Raw genomic sequence first — 15,849 nt, 5'->3', positions numbered from 1 at the left:
GTCCGGGTGCGGGAAATCCATGTCCTGAAAGACGCTTTACGCCTTCTCGAGATACTCGGCCTTGGTCCCGGAAACCAGCGAAGCGACCATCGCCGCCAAGCCGGGGAACTCGGCCAGATCCGGAGAACGCGACACCAGCTCCTGTGCCTCCACCCGAGCCTCCGCGATCAACTCCTCATCCCGCAGCAGGGACAGCAACTTCAAGGCCGACCGCGTCCCCGACTGAGTCGCCCCGAGGATGTCGCCTTCGCGGCGCATCTCCAGGTCCACGCGGGCCAGCTCGAATCCGTCCAAAGTGGACGCCACCGCGTCCAGTCGCTCTCGGGTTGCCGTGCCCCCAAGGGTTTCCGTCACCAGCAGGCAGACGCCGGGTGCCTTGCCCCGGCCGACCCGGCCACGCAACTGGTGCAGCTGCGACACCCCGAACCGGTCGGCGTCCATGATCACCATGGCCGTCGAGTTCGGGACGTCCACGCCCACCTCGACCACCGTCGTCGCCACGAGCACGTCGATCTCGCCTGCCGCGAAAGCACGCATCACCGCGTCCTTGTCGTCGGCGGGCAGCCTGCCGTGCAGCAGTGCCAGCCGCAGCCCTTTCAGCGGCCCTTCCGCCAGCATCTCCGCGACCTCGACCACCGACAGCGGCGGACGGCGGCCGTCGTCGTCGGTGGTCACGTCCTCCGCGGACTCCTGGTCGCCGATCCTCGGGCACACCACGTACGCCTGGTGCCCGGCCGCGACCTCCTCGCGGATGCGCTGCCACGCCCGGTCCAGCCACGTCGGCTTCTCCGCCGCGGGCACCACCGCCGTGCTGATCGGCGAGCGACCGGCCGGCAGCTCACGCAGCGACGACGTCTCCAGGTCGCCGTACACGGTCATGGCGACCGTCCTCGGGATGGGCGTCGCCGTCATCACCAGTACGTGCGGGCTGGTGTTCTCCCCCGCCCTGGTCCGCAGCGCGTCCCGCTGCTCCACGCCGAACCGGTGCTGCTCGTCGACCACCACAAAGCCCAGGTCCGCGAACTGCACGGTGTCCTGGATCAGCGCGTGCGTGCCGACGACGATGCCCGCCGCCCCGCTCGCGGCGTCCAGCAGCGCCTGCTTGCGCTGTGCCGCGGGCAGCGACCCGGTCAGCAGCGTGAGCCGCGTCGCCTCGTCTGCCGCGCCCAGCTCACCGGCCATCGCCAGGTCACCGAGCATGTTCGCGAGCGACCGGGCGTGCTGTGCGGCCAGCACCTCCGTCGGCGCGAGCAGGGCCGCCTGCCTGCCCGCGTCCACGACCTGCAGCATCGCCCGCAGCGCCACGATCGTCTTGCCGGAACCGACCTCGCCCTGCAGCAGCCGGTTCATCGGGTGCGCCACTTCCAGGTCGGCCGCGATCATCTCGCCGACCTCCTGCTGACCGGCCGTGAGCGTGAACGGCAGCCGCTTGTCGAACGCCGCCCGGAGCCCGTCGTCACGGCGCTTGCACTCCGGCGCGGGCCGGGAGATCGCGCCGTGCCGCCGCTGCGCCAGGGCGAGCTGGACCGCCATCGCCTCGTCCCACTTCAGGCGCTCGCGGGCGACCTGCACACCCGCCCAGTCGGAGGCCGTGTGGATCTTGCGGATGGCCTCGTCGTAGTTGTCGAAGCCCCGGCGATGGCGGAGGTCCGCGGGCATCGGGTCCTCGATCTCGTCGAGCATCGACAGCGCCTGCCGCACGCACTTCGCGATCTGCCACGACTGGATCGACGCCGCGGCCGGGTACACCGGGATGAGGCCGGTGAACTTCTCGACCACGTCCGCCGTGTCGGCCGTGCCTGCCGCGTCGCCCTCGGTCTCCTCGGAGAGCAGCTGGTAGTCGGGGTTGGTGAGCTGCAGCTTGTTCCGGTACCGCGACACCTTGCCTGCGAACAACGCGTTCGTGCCCGGCGTCAGCGCCCGCTTGTGGTGCCGTTGGTTGAAGAACGTGCACTCCAGCGTGCGACTGCCGTCGGTGATCACGACCTCGCTGATCCAGCCGGACCGCTGCCGCATCCGCCGCTCGTTGAACGACTGCACACGCGCCATCACGGTCGCGTGCTCGCCGATCTCCAACCCGGCGATGTCGGTGAGCTCCCCGCGTTCGGCGTACCGCCGCGGGAAGTAGCGGACCAGGTCACCGACGGTGTGCAGGTCGAACGCGCCGGCCAGCGCCTTGGCCGACTTGGCGCCCACCGCCGCCTCGAGTTTGCTGTCCATGGAGAGCATCGAGGCGATTATGTCGCGCCGCACCGACAATCGTGGGCAGCCCTGGCCGTCACCGCACCGACAACGCCTCGTCCAGCTCGCTGAGCAGCTTCGCCTTGGGCTTCGCACCGACGATCGACCGCACCGGCTCACCGCCAGAGAACAGCAGCATCGTCGGCAGGCCCATCACGCCGTAGCGCTGCCCGATGGCCGGTTCCTCGTCGTAGTTGACCTTCACGACGTCCAGGTCGGGCCGTTCCGCCGCGATCTGCTCCAGTACGGGCGCGACCATGCGGCACGGACCGCACCACGTCGCCCAGAACTCGACCAGCACCGGCTTGTCGTGCCCGAGCACCCGGCTGTCGAACGTCGACTCCGTCACCGCGTCCATGTCAGTTCCCCTCTCCCCTGCGCATGCGCGCGTCCGCGAGCTTGGCCCGCAGCTCGTCGCGCACCACGTTCAGTTGTGCCAGGTACGCCTCGACCTCGGCGATCTTGCGGCGGTAGACGGCGATCGCGTCCGGGCAGGAGTCACCCTCCTCGTAGCCGGCACGCAGGCAGTCCACGAACGGGCGGGTGTCCTCGAGCGCGAACCCGATCTCGCGCAACGTCTGGATCTCCCGCACGACCCGCAGGTGCGACTCGTCGTAGTCCCGGTAGCCGTTGGTACGGCGCGGGGCGTCGAGCAGCCCGCGCTCCTCGTAGTAGCGCAGCGCCTTCGTGGTGGTGCCCGCCGTGCTGGCGAGCTCGCCTATCCGCATGGGACCGACTGTAAACATTGCCCCCGACGGGAACGCCAGCCGAAGACTGCCGGGGAGGGACCCCAGCCCCGGCCTGCCATGCGCTCCTGGCGAACGCGGCCCCCGAGCGGCCAGGAACCGCCGGTGGTCGGTGGCATGCTCACTCGACGCCGAGTACCAGTACCGCGTTGCGCTGTCCACCCTGGTAGACCACCAGTTCGGTCTCCGGGTGAACCCGCCGGAGGTAGTCCTCGAGCTCCGTGGCCAGCTCGTCCGGCGCGTCCGCGCCGAGCAGGGCGGTGACCAGCTCGCCGCCCACGGTCAGCATGCGCGACACCACACCGGTCGCGGCGCGGTCCAGGGCCGCGACGTCGGGCGGGCCCGGCTCGATCAGCACGACCTCCCCGTCGGCCAGCCCGAGCACGTCACCGGCCTCGCACGCCCCGATCCAGGTGATCGCCGCCTCGGCGGCCACCACGACCTCGCCGCGCCTGGTGGCCGCGGCCGACTCGGCCATGGCCACGACGTCGTCACCGGCCCGGCGGCGCGGGTCGTGCACGGCGACGGCGGCCAGCACCTGGACCGGCGACGCGCACGGCACGACGACCACGTCCTGACCAGCGGCGACCGCACGGATCGAGGCCTCGTCAGCGGCCTCCACCAGCGCGGGGTCGGCGGGCAGCACCGTCACGTGCGCGGCGGCGGAACCGGTGATGGCCTCGAGCAGGCGCTGGGCCACCTCGTCACCGTCACCGTCACCGTCCACCGGGCACACGGTGACGCCCTCGCTGATCAGCAGGTCGGCGAACTCGGTGCTGCGTGACGGCACGACCACGGCACGGTCCTTGGTGAACCGGCTGGCCTCCGGCGAGGCCGCGTCGGCGAACCGCGCGACCCGGATCTGCCTCGGGCGCCCGGTCTCGACACCCGCCTCGATGGCCGCGCCGATGTCGTTGCAGTGGACGTGCACGGTCCACAGCCCGGCGCCGTCCCCGACGACGGAGACGGAGTCGCCGAGCCCGACGAGCGTGTCGCGCAGCCCCTCTGCTGTGTGGTCGTCGGCGACCTGTTCGAGCAGGTACATGACCTCGTACGCGAACGCGTCCGAGCCGGACTCACGGGAGGTGTAGAGCGAGCTCTCCTCCCGCGTCGCCGTACCCGCCCGCGCCGCCCGCTCCGCGGTCGCGCGCTGCGCGGCGGCGAGCGCGGCAGGCCGCCCGGTCAGCACCGCGACCAGCGCGTCGAACAGCACGACCACCCCGCGCCCACCCGCGTCGACCACCCCGGCGTCGGCCAGGACGGCGAGCTGGCGGGGCGTGTCGTCGAGCGCGGCCGCGGCGGCCACGGCGGCCGCGGTGGCGACGTCCTGCAACGCGTCGGACGACTCGTCCCGCGCGGCGTCGGCGGCCGCCTCGAAAACGGTGATCATCGTGCCGCCGACGGGCTCGGCCATCGCGGCCCTGGCCCGTCCCGCACCCGAGGTCAGCGCGGCCCGCAGGCCGGGCCCGAGCACCGCGCCGGAGTCGGCGAGCGCGTCGGCGGCACCACGCAGGAACTGGGAGACGATCACCCCGGAGTTGCCGCGCGCCCCGGTCAGGGCACCGCGGGCGAGCACCGCCACGGCGGCCCCGGCGTCGGCGCGCGCCTTCGCGGGGGCCCGCAGCAGCGCGTCGAGCGCCGCGCGCATGGTGTGCAGCAGGTTGGACCCGGTGTCACCGTCCGCGACGGGGAAGACGTTGATGCTGTCGATGGCCTCGCGGTGCGCGTCGAGGGCCTGCACGCAGGCCACGGCCCAGCGCCGGACCTGGGCGGCGTCGAGCGCCTGCAGCATCGCGGCCTCCACATGCCGTACGGGTGGGTCTTGCGGCAGACTAGTGGGCCGGTTTGGAAGGCCCGATCGCGAGCCGTTACCCTGGTCATGCCTGCCCGGCGCGAGCCGGGCCGCGAGCTTGCTGGCCGGTCGGCCAGTTTCCACTGTTGAAAGGAGTGCCTGACGTGGCTGCCGTCTGCGACGTCTGTGGCAAGGGGCCAGGCTTCGGCAAGTCGGTCTCGCACTCGCACCGGCGTACGAGCCGCCGGTGGAACCCGAACATTCAGACCGTGCACGCGAAGATCGGTGTTTCGCAGCGCAAGCGTCTGAACGTGTGCACCTCCTGCCTGAAGGCAGGCAAGGTCACGCGCGGGTAATACCGAGCGCCACAAGATCACAGAACCGGGCCCTGGCATCGCCAGCGGCCCGGTTTGCTGTCTCCCCGTTCACCCGGTGGCCGGTGCCACGAACAGGCGCGCGACCAGTTCGGTCCTGCTGCGCACGGCCAGCTTGCCGAAGACGCTCTTGACGTGGTCGCCGACAGTGTGCGGGGAGAGCCCCAGCAGCCGGGAGATCTCGGCGTTGGTGTGGCCGTGGGCGAGCAGCCGGACGATCTCCTGCTCCCGGGCGGACAGGCCGTAGGCCTCGACGACGAGGCGGGCGATGTCGGCCGGACGGGTCGGCTCGACGACGACAGAGACCAGGGCGCCGTCGTACGGCTCGGCGTGCAGCGTCAGCCAGCGCCCGCTACCGGAACACACCTGGCTCTGCGCGGACCTCCCCGTCGCGTACGCCTGCCGCGCGACCTTGGCCAGGTGCCAGTCGGCGTCGCCAAGCCCGCTCAGCAGGCGTTCGGCCGTCGCCGACCTGTGGTGCACCCGCTCCGGGCGTGCCAGGTCGACGATCAGCACGCCGGGACCGGGCTCGTCCTGCCCGGCGTCGACCGCGCCGAGCACCAGGGTGCGGCGGACGCCGTCGGCGATCGTCCGGCCCAGTGACGCGACGAACCGCACCTCCTCGGCGGAGAAGTCGGGTGAGCCGCCGCCGCGGAAGAGGTTCACCATCCCCCACGGGACCCGCCGGTCCCGGAGCACGACACGCAGTTCCCTGGCCAGACCGAGGGGGCGCAGCACGTCCCGGTACCGGGCGCTGCGCGCCGGATCTCCGCCGGTGGTCTGGTGCAGCGTCGCGGCACCGACCGGGTCGCGGGCGAGCACCGGCACCGCGTTGACGTCCTGTCCCCCGGTCTCGATCTCGAAGAACCGCGCGATGAGGTCGGGCGTTGGCCGGAGGTTGTGGTGGGCGAACGTCTCCCCCAGGGTGACGGGGTCCAGGCCGTTCAGGCAGAACGCGTCGGTGGGCACGACACGCGTCAGACCGTCCGCCACCTCGGCGAACATGTCCGGCAAGGACCTGGCCGTGGCGCACGCGTTCTCGATCGCTCTTGCCTCGTCACGCGGGTTCATCGAACGCCAGTATCGCCGACCGTGCCCGGCCGGAGAACCCCCGTGAACACGGGATGGTGGCGTCCGGGGCACGCGTGGTCGGCTGTTCGTCAGCACACCGACGACCCGAGGAGGGCCCATGACCGCCACCGAACCCGCGGAGCTGCACAAGCTGTTCGCCGCGGCCATCAACGACAAGGATGCCGACACGCTGCTCGCGCTCTACGAGCCTGCCGGCACGGCGGTGCACCTCGACGGCTCGACCCGCACCGGCGAGACCGCGCTGCGTGCGATGGTCGACGAGCTGCTGTCGACCATCGAGCACATCGAGGGCGAGACCCGCAAGGTGATCGTCTCCGGCGACATCGCCCTGACGTCCGCCATTTGGCACGCCCGGGTGGCGACCCCCGACGGTGGCACCGAGGAAGCGGGCGGCACGACGGCCGAGGTCGCGCGGCGCCAACCGGACGGCACGTGGCGCTGGACCATCGACGCCCCGGCCTTCTAGTCCGCCTCCCCGGATTCAAAAGTGTTGGTCCCGACCCAGCGACACCCGAAGACCGCAGGCGGTTGGTGGCTGAGTACCGTCACGTTCCCCTGAGGTAACTGCTGATCAGGCCGGGACTTCGCACAAGGATCACAGGACACGCACCAGTGCGGTAGGCCTACGGGAGCTTCCAGTCGATCGCCGTCGCGCCCTGCTTCTCCAGCAGCTCGTTCGCGCGGCTGAACGGGCGCGAGCCGAAGAAGCCGTTGTGCGCGGAGAGCGGGCTCGGGTGCGCCGACTCGATGCACGGCACCGGGTCCAGCAGCGGCTTCAGGTTGCGCGCGTTGCGGCCCCACAGGATCGCCACCAGCGGACCACCACGTGCGGCCAGCGCACGGATCGCCTGCTCGGTGACCTCCTCCCACCCCTTGCCCTGGTGGGAGTTCGGCCTGCCGGGCTGCACGGTCAGCGCCCTGTTCAGCAGGAGCACACCGCGCTCGGTCCACGGGCCGAGGTCGCCGTTGGACGGCAACGGGTGGCCCAGGTCCTCGCTGTACTCCTTGTAGATGTTCACCAGGCTCTTCGGCAGGGGCCGGACGTCCGGCGCCACCGAGAAGCACAGGCCGATGGGGTGCCCCGGCGTGGGGTACGGATCCTGGCCGACGATGAGCACGCGCACGTCCGCGAACGGCTGCTGGAAAGCCCGCAGCACGTTCTCCCCGGACGGCAGGTACTCGCGGCCCGCGGCGATCTCCGCGCGCAGGAACTCCCCCATGGCGGCGATGCGGCCGGCGGCGGGCGCGAGCGCTTCCGCCCACCCGGATTCGACGATCTCGTGCAGTGGTCGTGCGGTCACCCGCGCGACTTTATCCCTTCGCCTACGACAGCTCGCGGAGCCCCGCCTTGTACTCGGAAACCCGCTGGACGTAGTTCTCCACGATGCCCGACACCATGTCCGCCGGGACCTCGTAGCCCTCGCGGACCTTGGCGGGTACCCCCAGCGCCATGCGGCGCGCGGGCAGATGACCGTTGAACGACATCACCGCGCCCGCGCCGAGCACGGCGCCGTCCTCGACCACGGATCCGTTGAGCAGCACCGAACCCGACGCGATCATGCACCCCTCGCCGACCGTCGCGCCCTCGATGTGGGCGTTGTGGCCGACCACCGAGTCCGCGCCGATGACCGCCGGGTGCCACTGGGTGCAGTGCACGACCGTGCCGTCCTGCACGGAAGTGCGCGCGCCGACCGTGATCGAACCGGCGTCGCCGCGCAGCACCGCCCGCGGCCACACCGACGCGAACGCGCCGATGGTGACGTCGCCGATCACCGTCGCGTCCGGGTGCACGTACGCGTCGGGGTGGATCGTGGGTTCCTTGTCACCTAGGGCGTAGACGGGCACGCGACCTCCAACGACTTCCCGAGGTGCACCGCTTCCGGCGCCTCGGCGTAGTACCCGAACCGTGCCACCGGCGTGTACCCCGCCGACGTGTACAACGCGATCGCCTCCGGCTGCTTGCTGCCGGTTTCCAGGATCAGCCGGGCGTACCCCGCCGCGGCCGCCGTCCGCTCCAGTTCGGCGAGGACGGCCCGCGCGAGACCGAGACCGCGGAACGCGGGCCGCACGTACATCCGTTTCAACTCGACGTCGTTGTCGCTGTCGTCGTGCGCCCGCCAGCCACCGCACGCGGCGGGCTCGTCGTCCATGTACGCGACGAGGAACAACCCCAGCGGCGGTGAGAACTCCGCCGGGTCGACGGGCGTCAGGTCCACGTCGCCGTAGCGCACGACGTACTCCTGCTGCACGTCCGCGATCAGGGCCACCGCGTCGGGGTGGTCGTAGGTCCGCACTTCGATCCGCACGCCCGGGATTCTGACGCACGCACCGCCCTCACCGGAAATGCTGCCAACCGGCCCCGCCTTCGTACTTCCCGCCGTCGACGGTGACCAGGGTTCCCCTGGTCACGCTGCCGATCGCACGCCAGCCGGCCGGTATGGCGGCCGCGTCGGGGAAGGTCGCGGCCAGTGCGTGATCCTCGCCACCGGTCAGCACCCAGTGCACGGGGTCGGCGCCCAGGGCGGTCGACACGTCCACCAGCCGCTGCGGCACCTCGAGCAGGTCGGTCCGCACGTCGATGGCCACTGTGGACTCCTCGCAGATGTGGCCGAGGTCGGCGAGCAGCCCGTCGGAGATGTCGATCATCGCGGTCGCGCCGGCCAACGCGGCCTGCGGACCGGCCTCGTACGGCGGTTCCGGCACCCGGTAGGCGCCGACCACCTGCACCGGCGAGCGGAACCCGCGCCCCAGGACGGCGAGCCCGGCCGCCGACCAGCCGAGGCGGCCCGCCACCGCGACCACGTCACCGGGCATGGCGCCACCCCTGGTGACCGGCTCGCGTCCCTGTAGATCGCCCAATGCGGTGACAGAGATCACGATCTCGCTCGCGGTGACCACATCGCCGCCCACGAGACCGGCACCGGCACGGGTCGCTTCCTCCCACATGCCGGCGGCGAGCGCCTCCGCCACCTCGGCCCGTGTGGTCTTCGGGCAGGCGAGGCCGACGAGCAGTGCGGTGGGCACCGCACCCATGGCGGCGATGTCGGCCATGTTGACCGCGATCGCTTTGCGCCCAACGTGTTCCGGCGTCGACCAGTCGAGTCTGAAGTGGACGCCCTCGACGAGCACGTCGGTGCTCGCGACCACCCTGGCATCGGCCGCGGCGACGAGCGCGGCGTCGTCACCCGGCCCGATCAGCGTCGTCGGCGGTTGCTTGCGCCCCGCCGTGACCCGCCCGATCAGCCCGAACTCACCCACGTCCGCGACGGTCTCGGGTGGATCATGAGCTGGGCCTCCTCTATTGTCGGCCACGACACCTCCGATAGTCGGATCCCCAAACGATCCGGAACTGCGGTACCTTTTGCTGCTCACGTTCCTACCTCTTGAGTCCGGCTAGACACGAAGGGGCGCGCCGTGGTCCACGCATACATCCTCATTCAGACCGAGGTCGGCCAAGCCGCCGCGGTCGCGGCCAAGATCGCACAGATCCAGGGTGTGACGACCGCGGAGGATGTCACCGGACCCTATGACGTGATCGTGCGGGCGGAAGCCGACAACGTCGACCTGCTGGGTCAGCTGGTCGTGGCGCGCATCCAGAACGTGGACGGCATCACGCGGACCCTCACCTGCCCGGTGGTCCATCTCTGAGACGTGCTGTAGTTGGGGCGTGTCCGAGCAACCTCTGTCCCGTGTGACCCTGTTCGTCGCGGCCGGGCTGGCCGCGGTGCTCGTCGCGGGTGTGATCATCGCGAGCCAGGTCCTCGGCGGCAGCGAGTCCGACGAGGCCGCCCCGACCACCACCACGTCGCAGGCGCCCCGCACCGGTCCGCTCGCACTGGCCGGTGTCGACGCACCGGACGCGAACGCACCCGAGTGCGCGAAGCTCGTCGGCGCGCTGCCCGCGAAACTCCCGAGCAAGGGCGACGAGCTGGCACGGCTCCCGCTCGCCGACCCCGCTCCCCCGGCCGCTGCCGCGTGGGCCGGCGACCGGGGCGAGCCGGTCGTGCTGCGTTGCGGGCTGCCCAAGCCCGAGCACGCGCCGACCGAGAGCCTGCGCGAGATCTCGAGCGCGATCTCGAAGGTGAAGTGGCTGCTGGTCGAGGGTGAGGGCGCCAGCACCTGGTACACGGTCGACCGCCCGGTGTACGTCGCGCTGACGATCCCCGATGACGCCGGCACAGGCGTGGTACAGGAGATGTCGGAGACGATCGCGAAGGTCCTGCCGGTTACCTGAGTCCCGTGCCGCGGGCGACGGCCGTGTCGATCAGGGTCGACAGGAGTGTGCGGTAGTCGACGCCCGTGACGGCCCACATCTTCGGGTAGGCCGACGTCGGGGTGAAGCCCGGCATGGTGTTCAGCTCGTTGATGATCGGGGTGCCGTCCGGGCCGACGAAGAAGTCCACGCGGGCCAGGCCCTGGCAGTCGAGTGCGTGGAAGGCCTTCACCGCCATGGTGCGCAGCTTGTCGGTGATCGCGTCGTCGAGCTTCGCCGGGATGTCCAGCTCGGCCGTGTCATCGAGGTACTTGGTCTCGAAGTCGTAGAACTCGAGCGCGTCGTCGAGGATGCGGATCTCCGCGGGCAGGGACGCCTCGACGCGGCCGTCGGGGAACTCCAGCACGCCGCACTCGACCTCGCGGCCGACGATCATCGACTCGACGAGCACCTTCGGGTCGATCGCGCGTGCGGTGGCGATGGCCTCGTCGAGTTCGGCCCAGTCCGACACCTTCGTGATGCCCGTCGACGAACCGGCCCGCGCGGGCTTCACGAACACCGGCAGCCCGAGGCGGTCCTTCTGCTCGCCGGTCAGGGAAGCGTCGCCGCGGTGCAGCACCTCGTACGGGCCGACCGGCAGGCCTTCGGCCTTGAGGACCTTCTTCGTGAACTCCTTGTCCATGGCCACCGCGCTCGCCAGCACCCCGGCACCCACGTACGGCAGGCCGGCCATCTCGAGCAGCCCCTGGATCGTGCCGTCCTCGCCGTAGGCACCGTGCAGCACGGGGAACACCACGTCCACAGCGGACAGGATCTCGCCCTCGCGACCGCGTTCGAGCACCACGAGGCTCGCGGACGTCGGGTCGGCAGGCAGGGTCAGCGCGGTGCCGGAGGTGATGGTCGGCAGCGTGCGGCCGTCGATCGCGAGCGTCGCGGGGTCGGCCGGGCCGAGCACCCACGAGCCGTCGGGCGTGATGCCGACCGGCAGGACCTCGAACCGCTCCGGGTCCAGGTTCGCGAGCACACTCGCCGCGGACACACAGGACACCGTGTGTTCCGTGCTCTGCCCACCGAACACCACTGCGACGCGGACGCGTTCTTGGCTGGCCATGGCTCGCGACCCTACCCGGCGCCGGGTCCCGCCAGCTCGACGAGCACCGGCAGGGACCGTTTGAGCTGGTCACGGGAGCAGGCCGCGTAGCCGAGCGCGACGCCGAACCAGCGGGCCCTGCCCACGTGGTGGCGCGCGAGCCCGTCGAGCAGCAGACCGCGCTCCAGGCCGGACCGCACCAGCTCGCGTTCGTCCTCGGCAGAGGCCACCGGCACCACGACGTGCGCGCCCGCGTCGTCGCCGAGCACCCGGACCCCGCCGCGCACCAGCGTTTCCACGACCAGCGTCCGCCGTTCCGACAGCTCGCGCCGCAACCGGCGCAGGTGCCTGCCGAGGTCGCCGCCGCGCGCCAGTTCCACGACCACCAGCTGACCGGCCGGCGCGGGCCCGATGCCGGTCGCGTCGCGGTGCGCGAGCACGGCCGCGACCACGGACGGCGGCGCCACCAGCCAGCCGATGCCGAGCGTCGGCGTGAGGATCTTGCTCGTGGTACCGAGGTGCACGACCACGTCCGGGGCCAGCCCGGCCAGCAGCGGCAGCGGGGCCACGTCGTAGCGCAGCTCGCCGTCGTAGTCGTCCTCCACCACGAGCCAGCCCTGTTCCCGCGCCCGTTCCACCAGCGCGACCCGGCGGGCGGCGGACATGCGGCCGCCGAGCGGGTACTGGTGTGCGGGCGAGCAGTACACAGCCCGCACGTTCGCCGGGATCGCCTCGACGAGCAGCCCGTCGGCGTCGACGGTCGCGGGCACGACCCGCAGGCCCGCGGTGCGCAGCGCACCGACCGCCCGCTGATAGCCGGGTTCCTCGACGGCCACCATGTCACCGGGCCGCAGCACGGCACGGCCCAGCTCCGCGACGGCCGAGCTGGTGCCCGAGGTCGCCAGCAGCACCTCGCTGTCGCCGATGCGCAGACCGCGGTGGCGCAGCAGGTGTTCGGCGACCGCCGCCCGGTACTCCGGCAGCCCGGCCCGCTGCGGCCGCACCATCGGCGTCACGTGCGAGGCCGCGCGCCACGCCCGCCGCCACGCCGCCTGCTCGATGCCCTCCGCCCACGGCGAACCCGGCGTGAGGTCGACGACGTCGTCCCGCCCGGTGTCGCGGCGCGCCGGTTTCCGGTCGGCGCGCAGCATGCCGGGTGGCGAGGTGGTGACGTAGGTGCCCGATCCGTGCCTGCCCGCGATCCAGCCCTCCGCGTGCAGCTGCTCGTAGGCCGCGGCCGTGACGGTCCGGCTGACCCCCAGCTCACCGGCGAGCGCGCGGGTCGACGGGAGCCGGTCACCGCTGCGAAGCCTGCCGTCGCCCGCGGCGGCGCGGAGCTGTTCTGCCAGCTGCACGGCCAGCGGCTCCGGCGACTCGCGGTCCAGCGTGACCGGCAGAACGGGGGTCTCGGCCATGAAAGTGGCCTTCCAGAATCGATGGGTCGTGGCCCTTCAATGATGCCACTCTACTCGTCACAGTAGGAGGCGTGACGCTCTCACCGACTCCACGCAGCACCATCCAACGCGGCAAGAAGCGGGGCGTGACCGACCGCGCCGCGCTGGAGCGGGTGCTCGACGCCGGACTGATCTGCCACCTCGCGTTCGTGACTCCCGACGGGCACCCGGTGGTCGTGCCGACCGGGTACGGCCACGAGGACGGCACGCTGTACGTGCACGGGTCGACCGGCGCGGCGAGCCTGCGCGCGGGTGCCGGCGCGGAGGTGTGCGTGAACGTGACGCTGCTCGACGGCGTCATCTACAGCCGCGCGGTGTTCCACCACTCCGTCAACTACCGCTCCGCCACCATCCACGGCGCGGCCCGGCCGGTCACCGACCCGGACGCGAAGCTCAACGCGCTGCGCGTGATCACCGAGCACATCGCGCCCGGCTCGTGGGACCAGGCGCGTGGCCCGAGCCCGCAGGAGTTCGCGAAGACAGCCGTGCTGGCGCTGGACCTGCACGAGGCGGCGGTCAAGATCCGCTCCGGCGGCCCCGGTGAGGAACCGGAGGACCTGACCCCGGACCGGATCGGCGCGAGCTGGGCGGGGGTGCTGCCGCTCGTGCGGACCTGGGGCACGCCGGAACCGTGCGAGCACCTCCCGCCGGAGGTCGGCGTGCCGGACTACGTCAGCTCGCGAACGAGGCAGGACGGTCCGCAATGAGCGGACCGCCGGCGTCTGGACTGACGAGCAGCGCAGGGAGCTCGGCCACGAGCGACTGCGCAGCGCAGGAAGGAAGACGCCGGAATCAGGTTCGCGAAGCGCCGAGCGGAGCGAGCCCACCGAACACAGCGCGGTTGGTGCGGGTCCCGCGGTAGACGTGCAGGGTCACCGCCGGGTCCGGGCCCTCGTTGCGCACGTGGTGTGCGTAGCCCGGCCCGAACACCCGGGACTGACCCGCTGACAACGACAGCGCGACGCCCCGGTGCAGCACGTGCTCGGTCAGCGAGCCCGACACGACCGTGAACGCACCGGTGGCGTTGCCGTGGTCGTGGTGGTCGGTCTCCTGGCCGGGCAGCCAGCTCATGAGCCAGATCTCCTGCTCATCGGTCGCCTCGACGAGCACGGCGAACCGCTCGTCGGGGTCGTAGCGGAGCAGGTGGGCCCACCTGGCGCGGTCGGCGGCGTAGGCGCGGGCGACCAGCGCGGGGTGGACCGTCGGGGCGACAGAAGAAGACGCGATGGTGTTGGCCGGAACGGCGAACATGAGGAAGAACCTTCTCGGGAGTGCGGAAAGGACGCAGGCGACTCACCGAGACTGACACAGCGCGCTGGCGGCACGACGGAGCGCGACATAGCCCCGCCTGCGGTTCAGCACACTCGTCAGCACGCGAACAGCGTGCCATCCGCCGTACAGAGGCGGCAATCCCGTCCACTCCGTGGGATCGTGGTGGGCAATCCGGCCTCGCACCGGCTCCGAACATTCTCAGGAGACGAGAGCAGGTGGTCATGGGCGAACGGGTGCGCAGAGTGCGGGAAGCACGCACCGAACCGGCGAACGACGTCGGCGCCGAGCTGATGCAGCGCGTCGCGCGCGGCGACGAGCCGGCCTTCGAGAAGTTGTACGACCTGCTGGTCGGGCCGGTCTTCGGGCTCGTGCGGCGGATCGTGCGCGATCCGGCGCAGTCGGAGGAGGTCGTGCAGGAGGTCATGGTCGAGCTGTGGCGCAGCGCCGCCCGGTACTCCCCGGAACGCGGCAGCGCGACCACGTGGGCCATGACCCTGGCGCACCGCCGCGCCGTGGACCGGGTGCGCTCCGCCCAGGCCGCCACCGACCGGGACGAGACCGTCGGCAGACGCGACATCGGCAGACCGTTCGACGAGGTGGCCGAGCAGGTGACCACCAGGCTCGAACAGGAGCAGGTGCGCCGGTGCCTGCGCACGCTGACCGACCTGCAGCGCGAGTCGGTGCTCCTCGCCTACTACGGCGGCCGCACGTACCGCGAGGTCGGCGAGCTGCTGGGCACACCACTGGGGACGATCAAGACACGACTGCGGGACGGCCTCATCCGGCTGCGCGACTGCCTGGGGGTGGCGTGATGACGACAGCGGACATCCACGCACTGACCGGTGCGTACGCCGTGGACGCGGTGCCCGGTGCGGAACGTGCCGCGTTCGAGCGGCACCTGTCCGAGTGCGAGTCGTGCGCGCAGGAGGTGCGGGAGCTGCGGGAGACCGCGACCCGGCTGGCGCTCGCCGCGGCGGAGGACCCGCCGCCCGCGCTGAAGGCCAGGGTGCTCGACCAGATCAAGACGGTGCGGCAGGAGTCGCCCAGCGCCACCGTGACCCCGCTGCGCCACCGGGACCGGCGCGCCATCGCGCTGCGGTTGACGAGCGTGGCGGCGGCGGTCCTGCTCGCGGCGGCGGTCGCGCTGGGCGTGCTGGTGGTGCGGCAGAACGACGAGCTGGACCAGACGCGGGCGCGGGCGGCGGAGATGTCGGAGATCCTGCGCGCGGGCGACGCCCAGGTCCTGACGGTGGACAAGGGCAAGGACGGCCGGATGACCGTGGCCATGTCCCGTTCCGAGAACCGGATGCTGCTGCTGACCGATGACCTGCCGAACCCGCCTGAGGGCAAGGACCTCCAGGTGTGGACCGGCCACGGCGGCACGATGGTCTCGGCCGGTTTCCTGACCCCGGACAACGGCGACGCAGTGCTGGAGATCTCCGGCTTCGGCGACGCCGACGCGATCGGCGTGACCCTCGAACCGGATGGCGGCTCGGACTCCCCGACCCTGCCGGCAGTAATGGAGGTCCCGCTGCCAGCGTGACCCGGTGCGGCGGCCCCTGCCCCACGGGGGCC

19 protein-coding genes are annotated in these 15,849 nt (G+C 71.8%); 7 read left to right on the top strand and 12 right to left on the bottom strand.

Features of this window, described 5'->3' with window-relative positions; translation table 11 throughout:
* Window positions 1-36: 36 nt before the first annotated feature.
* The 4 genes from recG to FHR82_RS22325 form a co-directional block, all read right to left on the bottom strand.
* Entirely contained in the window at window positions 37-2,229 is a 2,193-nt protein-coding gene (gene recG / locus FHR82_RS22340; protein WP_184812387.1) for an ATP-dependent DNA helicase RecG, read from the bottom strand.
* 49 nt (window positions 2,230-2,278) lie between these two features.
* Window positions 2,279-2,599 (bottom strand): thioredoxin, encoded by a 321-nt coding sequence (gene trxA, locus FHR82_RS22335; protein WP_184812386.1) that lies wholly within the window; start codon window positions 2,597-2,599, stop codon window positions 2,279-2,281.
* A gap of 1 nt (window position 2,600) precedes the next feature.
* The gene (locus FHR82_RS22330) at window positions 2,601-2,969 is read right to left on the bottom strand and encodes a MerR family transcriptional regulator (protein WP_184812385.1); all 369 of its coding nucleotides are present in this window, start codon (window positions 2,967-2,969) and stop codon (window positions 2,601-2,603) included.
* Between the two features lie 139 nt (window positions 2,970-3,108).
* Window positions 3,109-4,779 carry a fatty acid kinase ATP-binding subunit FakA gene (locus FHR82_RS22325; protein WP_225944102.1) on the bottom strand — a complete coding sequence of 557 codons (1,671 nt, stop codon included), beginning with the start codon at window positions 4,777-4,779 and terminating at the stop codon, window positions 3,109-3,111.
* A gap of 164 nt (window positions 4,780-4,943) precedes the next feature.
* Between FHR82_RS22325 and rpmB the strand changes: the two genes are divergently transcribed.
* Complete coding sequence (gene rpmB / locus FHR82_RS22320; RefSeq protein ID WP_075124203.1) at window positions 4,944-5,135, top strand: 50S ribosomal protein L28; 192 nt, start codon at window positions 4,944-4,946, stop codon at window positions 5,133-5,135.
* Between the two features lie 69 nt (window positions 5,136-5,204).
* On the opposite strand, the gene FHR82_RS22315 is transcribed toward rpmB, so the two are convergent.
* The gene (locus tag FHR82_RS22315) at window positions 5,205-6,224 is read right to left on the bottom strand and encodes a helix-turn-helix transcriptional regulator (protein WP_184812384.1); all 1,020 of its coding nucleotides are present in this window, start codon (window positions 6,222-6,224) and stop codon (window positions 5,205-5,207) included.
* Between the two features lie 118 nt (window positions 6,225-6,342).
* Here FHR82_RS22315 and FHR82_RS22310 point away from each other — a divergent pair, with 118 nt between their 5' ends.
* Complete coding sequence (locus FHR82_RS22310; RefSeq protein ID WP_184812383.1) at window positions 6,343-6,711, top strand: YybH family protein; 369 nt, start codon at window positions 6,343-6,345, stop codon at window positions 6,709-6,711.
* Between the two features lie 157 nt (window positions 6,712-6,868).
* On the opposite strand, the gene FHR82_RS22305 is transcribed toward FHR82_RS22310, so the two are convergent.
* The 4 genes from FHR82_RS22305 to FHR82_RS22290 are packed head-to-tail and all read right to left on the bottom strand — an operon-like array spanning window position 6,869 to window position 9,557.
* Entirely contained in the window at window positions 6,869-7,546 is a 678-nt protein-coding gene (locus tag FHR82_RS22305) for a uracil-DNA glycosylase (protein ID WP_184812382.1), read from the bottom strand.
* 22 nt (window positions 7,547-7,568) lie between these two features.
* Window positions 7,569-8,090, bottom strand: a complete 522-nt coding sequence (locus tag FHR82_RS22300) for a gamma carbonic anhydrase family protein (RefSeq protein ID WP_184812381.1) — start codon at window positions 8,088-8,090, stop codon at window positions 7,569-7,571.
* Window positions 8,072-8,545: a GNAT family N-acetyltransferase gene (locus tag FHR82_RS22295; RefSeq protein ID WP_184812513.1), complete on the bottom strand. Its 474-nt coding sequence runs from the start codon at window positions 8,543-8,545 to the stop codon at window positions 8,072-8,074. Before FHR82_RS22295 ends, FHR82_RS22300 begins: the two co-directional genes overlap by 19 nt.
* Window positions 8,546-8,579: 34 nt before the next feature.
* Window positions 8,580-9,557 (bottom strand): thiamine-phosphate kinase, encoded by a 978-nt coding sequence (locus FHR82_RS22290; RefSeq protein WP_184812380.1) that lies wholly within the window; start codon window positions 9,555-9,557, stop codon window positions 8,580-8,582.
* A gap of 102 nt (window positions 9,558-9,659) precedes the next feature.
* Here FHR82_RS22290 and FHR82_RS22285 point away from each other — a divergent pair, with 102 nt between their 5' ends.
* Both FHR82_RS22285 and FHR82_RS22280 read left to right on the top strand, forming a co-directional pair.
* Complete coding sequence (locus FHR82_RS22285) at window positions 9,660-9,893, top strand: Lrp/AsnC ligand binding domain-containing protein (RefSeq protein WP_184812379.1); 234 nt, start codon at window positions 9,660-9,662, stop codon at window positions 9,891-9,893.
* Window positions 9,894-9,912: 19 nt separating this feature from the next.
* Window positions 9,913-10,479, top strand: coding sequence for a DUF3515 domain-containing protein (locus FHR82_RS22280; protein WP_184812378.1), 567 nt, complete (start codon window positions 9,913-9,915; stop codon window positions 10,477-10,479).
* Here FHR82_RS22280 and FHR82_RS22275 read toward each other — a convergent pair.
* The gene (locus tag FHR82_RS22275; RefSeq protein ID WP_184812377.1) at window positions 10,472-11,569 is read right to left on the bottom strand and encodes a D-alanine--D-alanine ligase family protein; all 1,098 of its coding nucleotides are present in this window, start codon (window positions 11,567-11,569) and stop codon (window positions 10,472-10,474) included. The two genes, FHR82_RS22280 and FHR82_RS22275, sit on opposite strands and share 8 nt — an antisense overlap.
* Before the next feature lie 11 nt (window positions 11,570-11,580).
* Complete coding sequence (gene pdxR / locus FHR82_RS22270) at window positions 11,581-12,963, bottom strand: MocR-like pyridoxine biosynthesis transcription factor PdxR (protein ID WP_184812376.1); 1,383 nt, start codon at window positions 12,961-12,963, stop codon at window positions 11,581-11,583.
* 71 nt (window positions 12,964-13,034) lie between these two features.
* Between pdxR and FHR82_RS22265 the strand changes: the two genes are divergently transcribed.
* Window positions 13,035-13,709: a pyridoxamine 5'-phosphate oxidase family protein gene (locus tag FHR82_RS22265; protein WP_184812375.1), complete on the top strand. Its 675-nt coding sequence runs from the start codon at window positions 13,035-13,037 to the stop codon at window positions 13,707-13,709.
* 85 nt (window positions 13,710-13,794) lie between these two features.
* Here FHR82_RS22265 and FHR82_RS22260 read toward each other — a convergent pair whose 3' ends face one another.
* A complete protein-coding gene (locus tag FHR82_RS22260; protein WP_184812374.1) occupies window positions 13,795-14,253 on the bottom strand; it encodes a cysteine dioxygenase in 459 nt (152 codons plus the stop codon).
* A 242-nt stretch (window positions 14,254-14,495) separates the two neighbouring features.
* Between FHR82_RS22260 and sigK the strand changes: the two genes are divergently transcribed.
* Both sigK and FHR82_RS22250 read left to right on the top strand, forming a co-directional pair.
* Entirely contained in the window at window positions 14,496-15,086 is a 591-nt protein-coding gene (gene sigK / locus FHR82_RS22255; RefSeq protein ID WP_184812373.1) for an ECF RNA polymerase sigma factor SigK, read from the top strand.
* On the top strand, window positions 15,086-15,817 hold the full coding sequence (locus FHR82_RS22250; RefSeq protein ID WP_184812372.1) for an anti-sigma factor: 732 nt from the start codon (window positions 15,086-15,088) through the stop codon (window positions 15,815-15,817). Before sigK ends, FHR82_RS22250 begins: the two co-directional genes overlap by 1 nt.
* The last annotated feature ends 32 nt before the right edge of the window (window positions 15,818-15,849 follow it).

The sequence above is a fragment of the Actinophytocola algeriensis genome, assembly GCF_014203735.1.
Taxonomy (GTDB): domain Bacteria; phylum Actinomycetota; class Actinomycetes; order Mycobacteriales; family Pseudonocardiaceae; genus Actinophytocola; species Actinophytocola algeriensis.
The sequence above is the reverse complement of the archived record's forward strand: the minus strand, read 5'-3'. Positions and strand labels throughout refer to the sequence as shown.

What these genes read in the sequence shown, in the direction of transcription:
- FHR82_RS22310 (WP_184812383.1), top strand. Translation starts at nt 6,343, where the DNA reads ATGACCGCCACCGAACCCGCGGAGCTGCACAAGCTGTTCGCCGCGGCC.
- FHR82_RS22275 (WP_184812377.1), bottom strand. Translation starts at nt 11,569, where the DNA reads ATGGCCAGCCAAGAACGCGTCCGCGTCGCAGTGGTGTTCGGTGGGCAG.
- trxA (WP_184812386.1), bottom strand. Translation starts at nt 2,599, where the DNA reads ATGGACGCGGTGACGGAGTCGACGTTCGACAGCCGGGTGCTCGGGCAC.
- FHR82_RS22260 (WP_184812374.1), bottom strand. Translation starts at nt 14,253, where the DNA reads ATGTTCGCCGTTCCGGCCAACACCATCGCGTCTTCTTCTGTCGCCCCG.
- FHR82_RS22315 (WP_184812384.1), bottom strand. Translation starts at nt 6,224, where the DNA reads ATGAACCCGCGTGACGAGGCAAGAGCGATCGAGAACGCGTGCGCCACG.
- FHR82_RS22250 (WP_184812372.1), top strand. Translation starts at nt 15,086, where the DNA reads ATGACGACAGCGGACATCCACGCACTGACCGGTGCGTACGCCGTGGAC.
- sigK (WP_184812373.1), top strand. Translation starts at nt 14,496, where the DNA reads ATGGGCGAACGGGTGCGCAGAGTGCGGGAAGCACGCACCGAACCGGCG.
- recG (WP_184812387.1), bottom strand. Translation starts at nt 2,229, where the DNA reads ATGCTCTCCATGGACAGCAAACTCGAGGCGGCGGTGGGCGCCAAGTCG.
- pdxR (WP_184812376.1), bottom strand. Translation starts at nt 12,963, where the DNA reads ATGGCCGAGACCCCCGTTCTGCCGGTCACGCTGGACCGCGAGTCGCCG.
- FHR82_RS22330 (WP_184812385.1), bottom strand. Translation starts at nt 2,969, where the DNA reads ATGCGGATAGGCGAGCTCGCCAGCACGGCGGGCACCACCACGAAGGCG.
- FHR82_RS22325 (WP_225944102.1), bottom strand. Translation starts at nt 4,779, where the DNA reads ATGCTGCAGGCGCTCGACGCCGCCCAGGTCCGGCGCTGGGCCGTGGCC.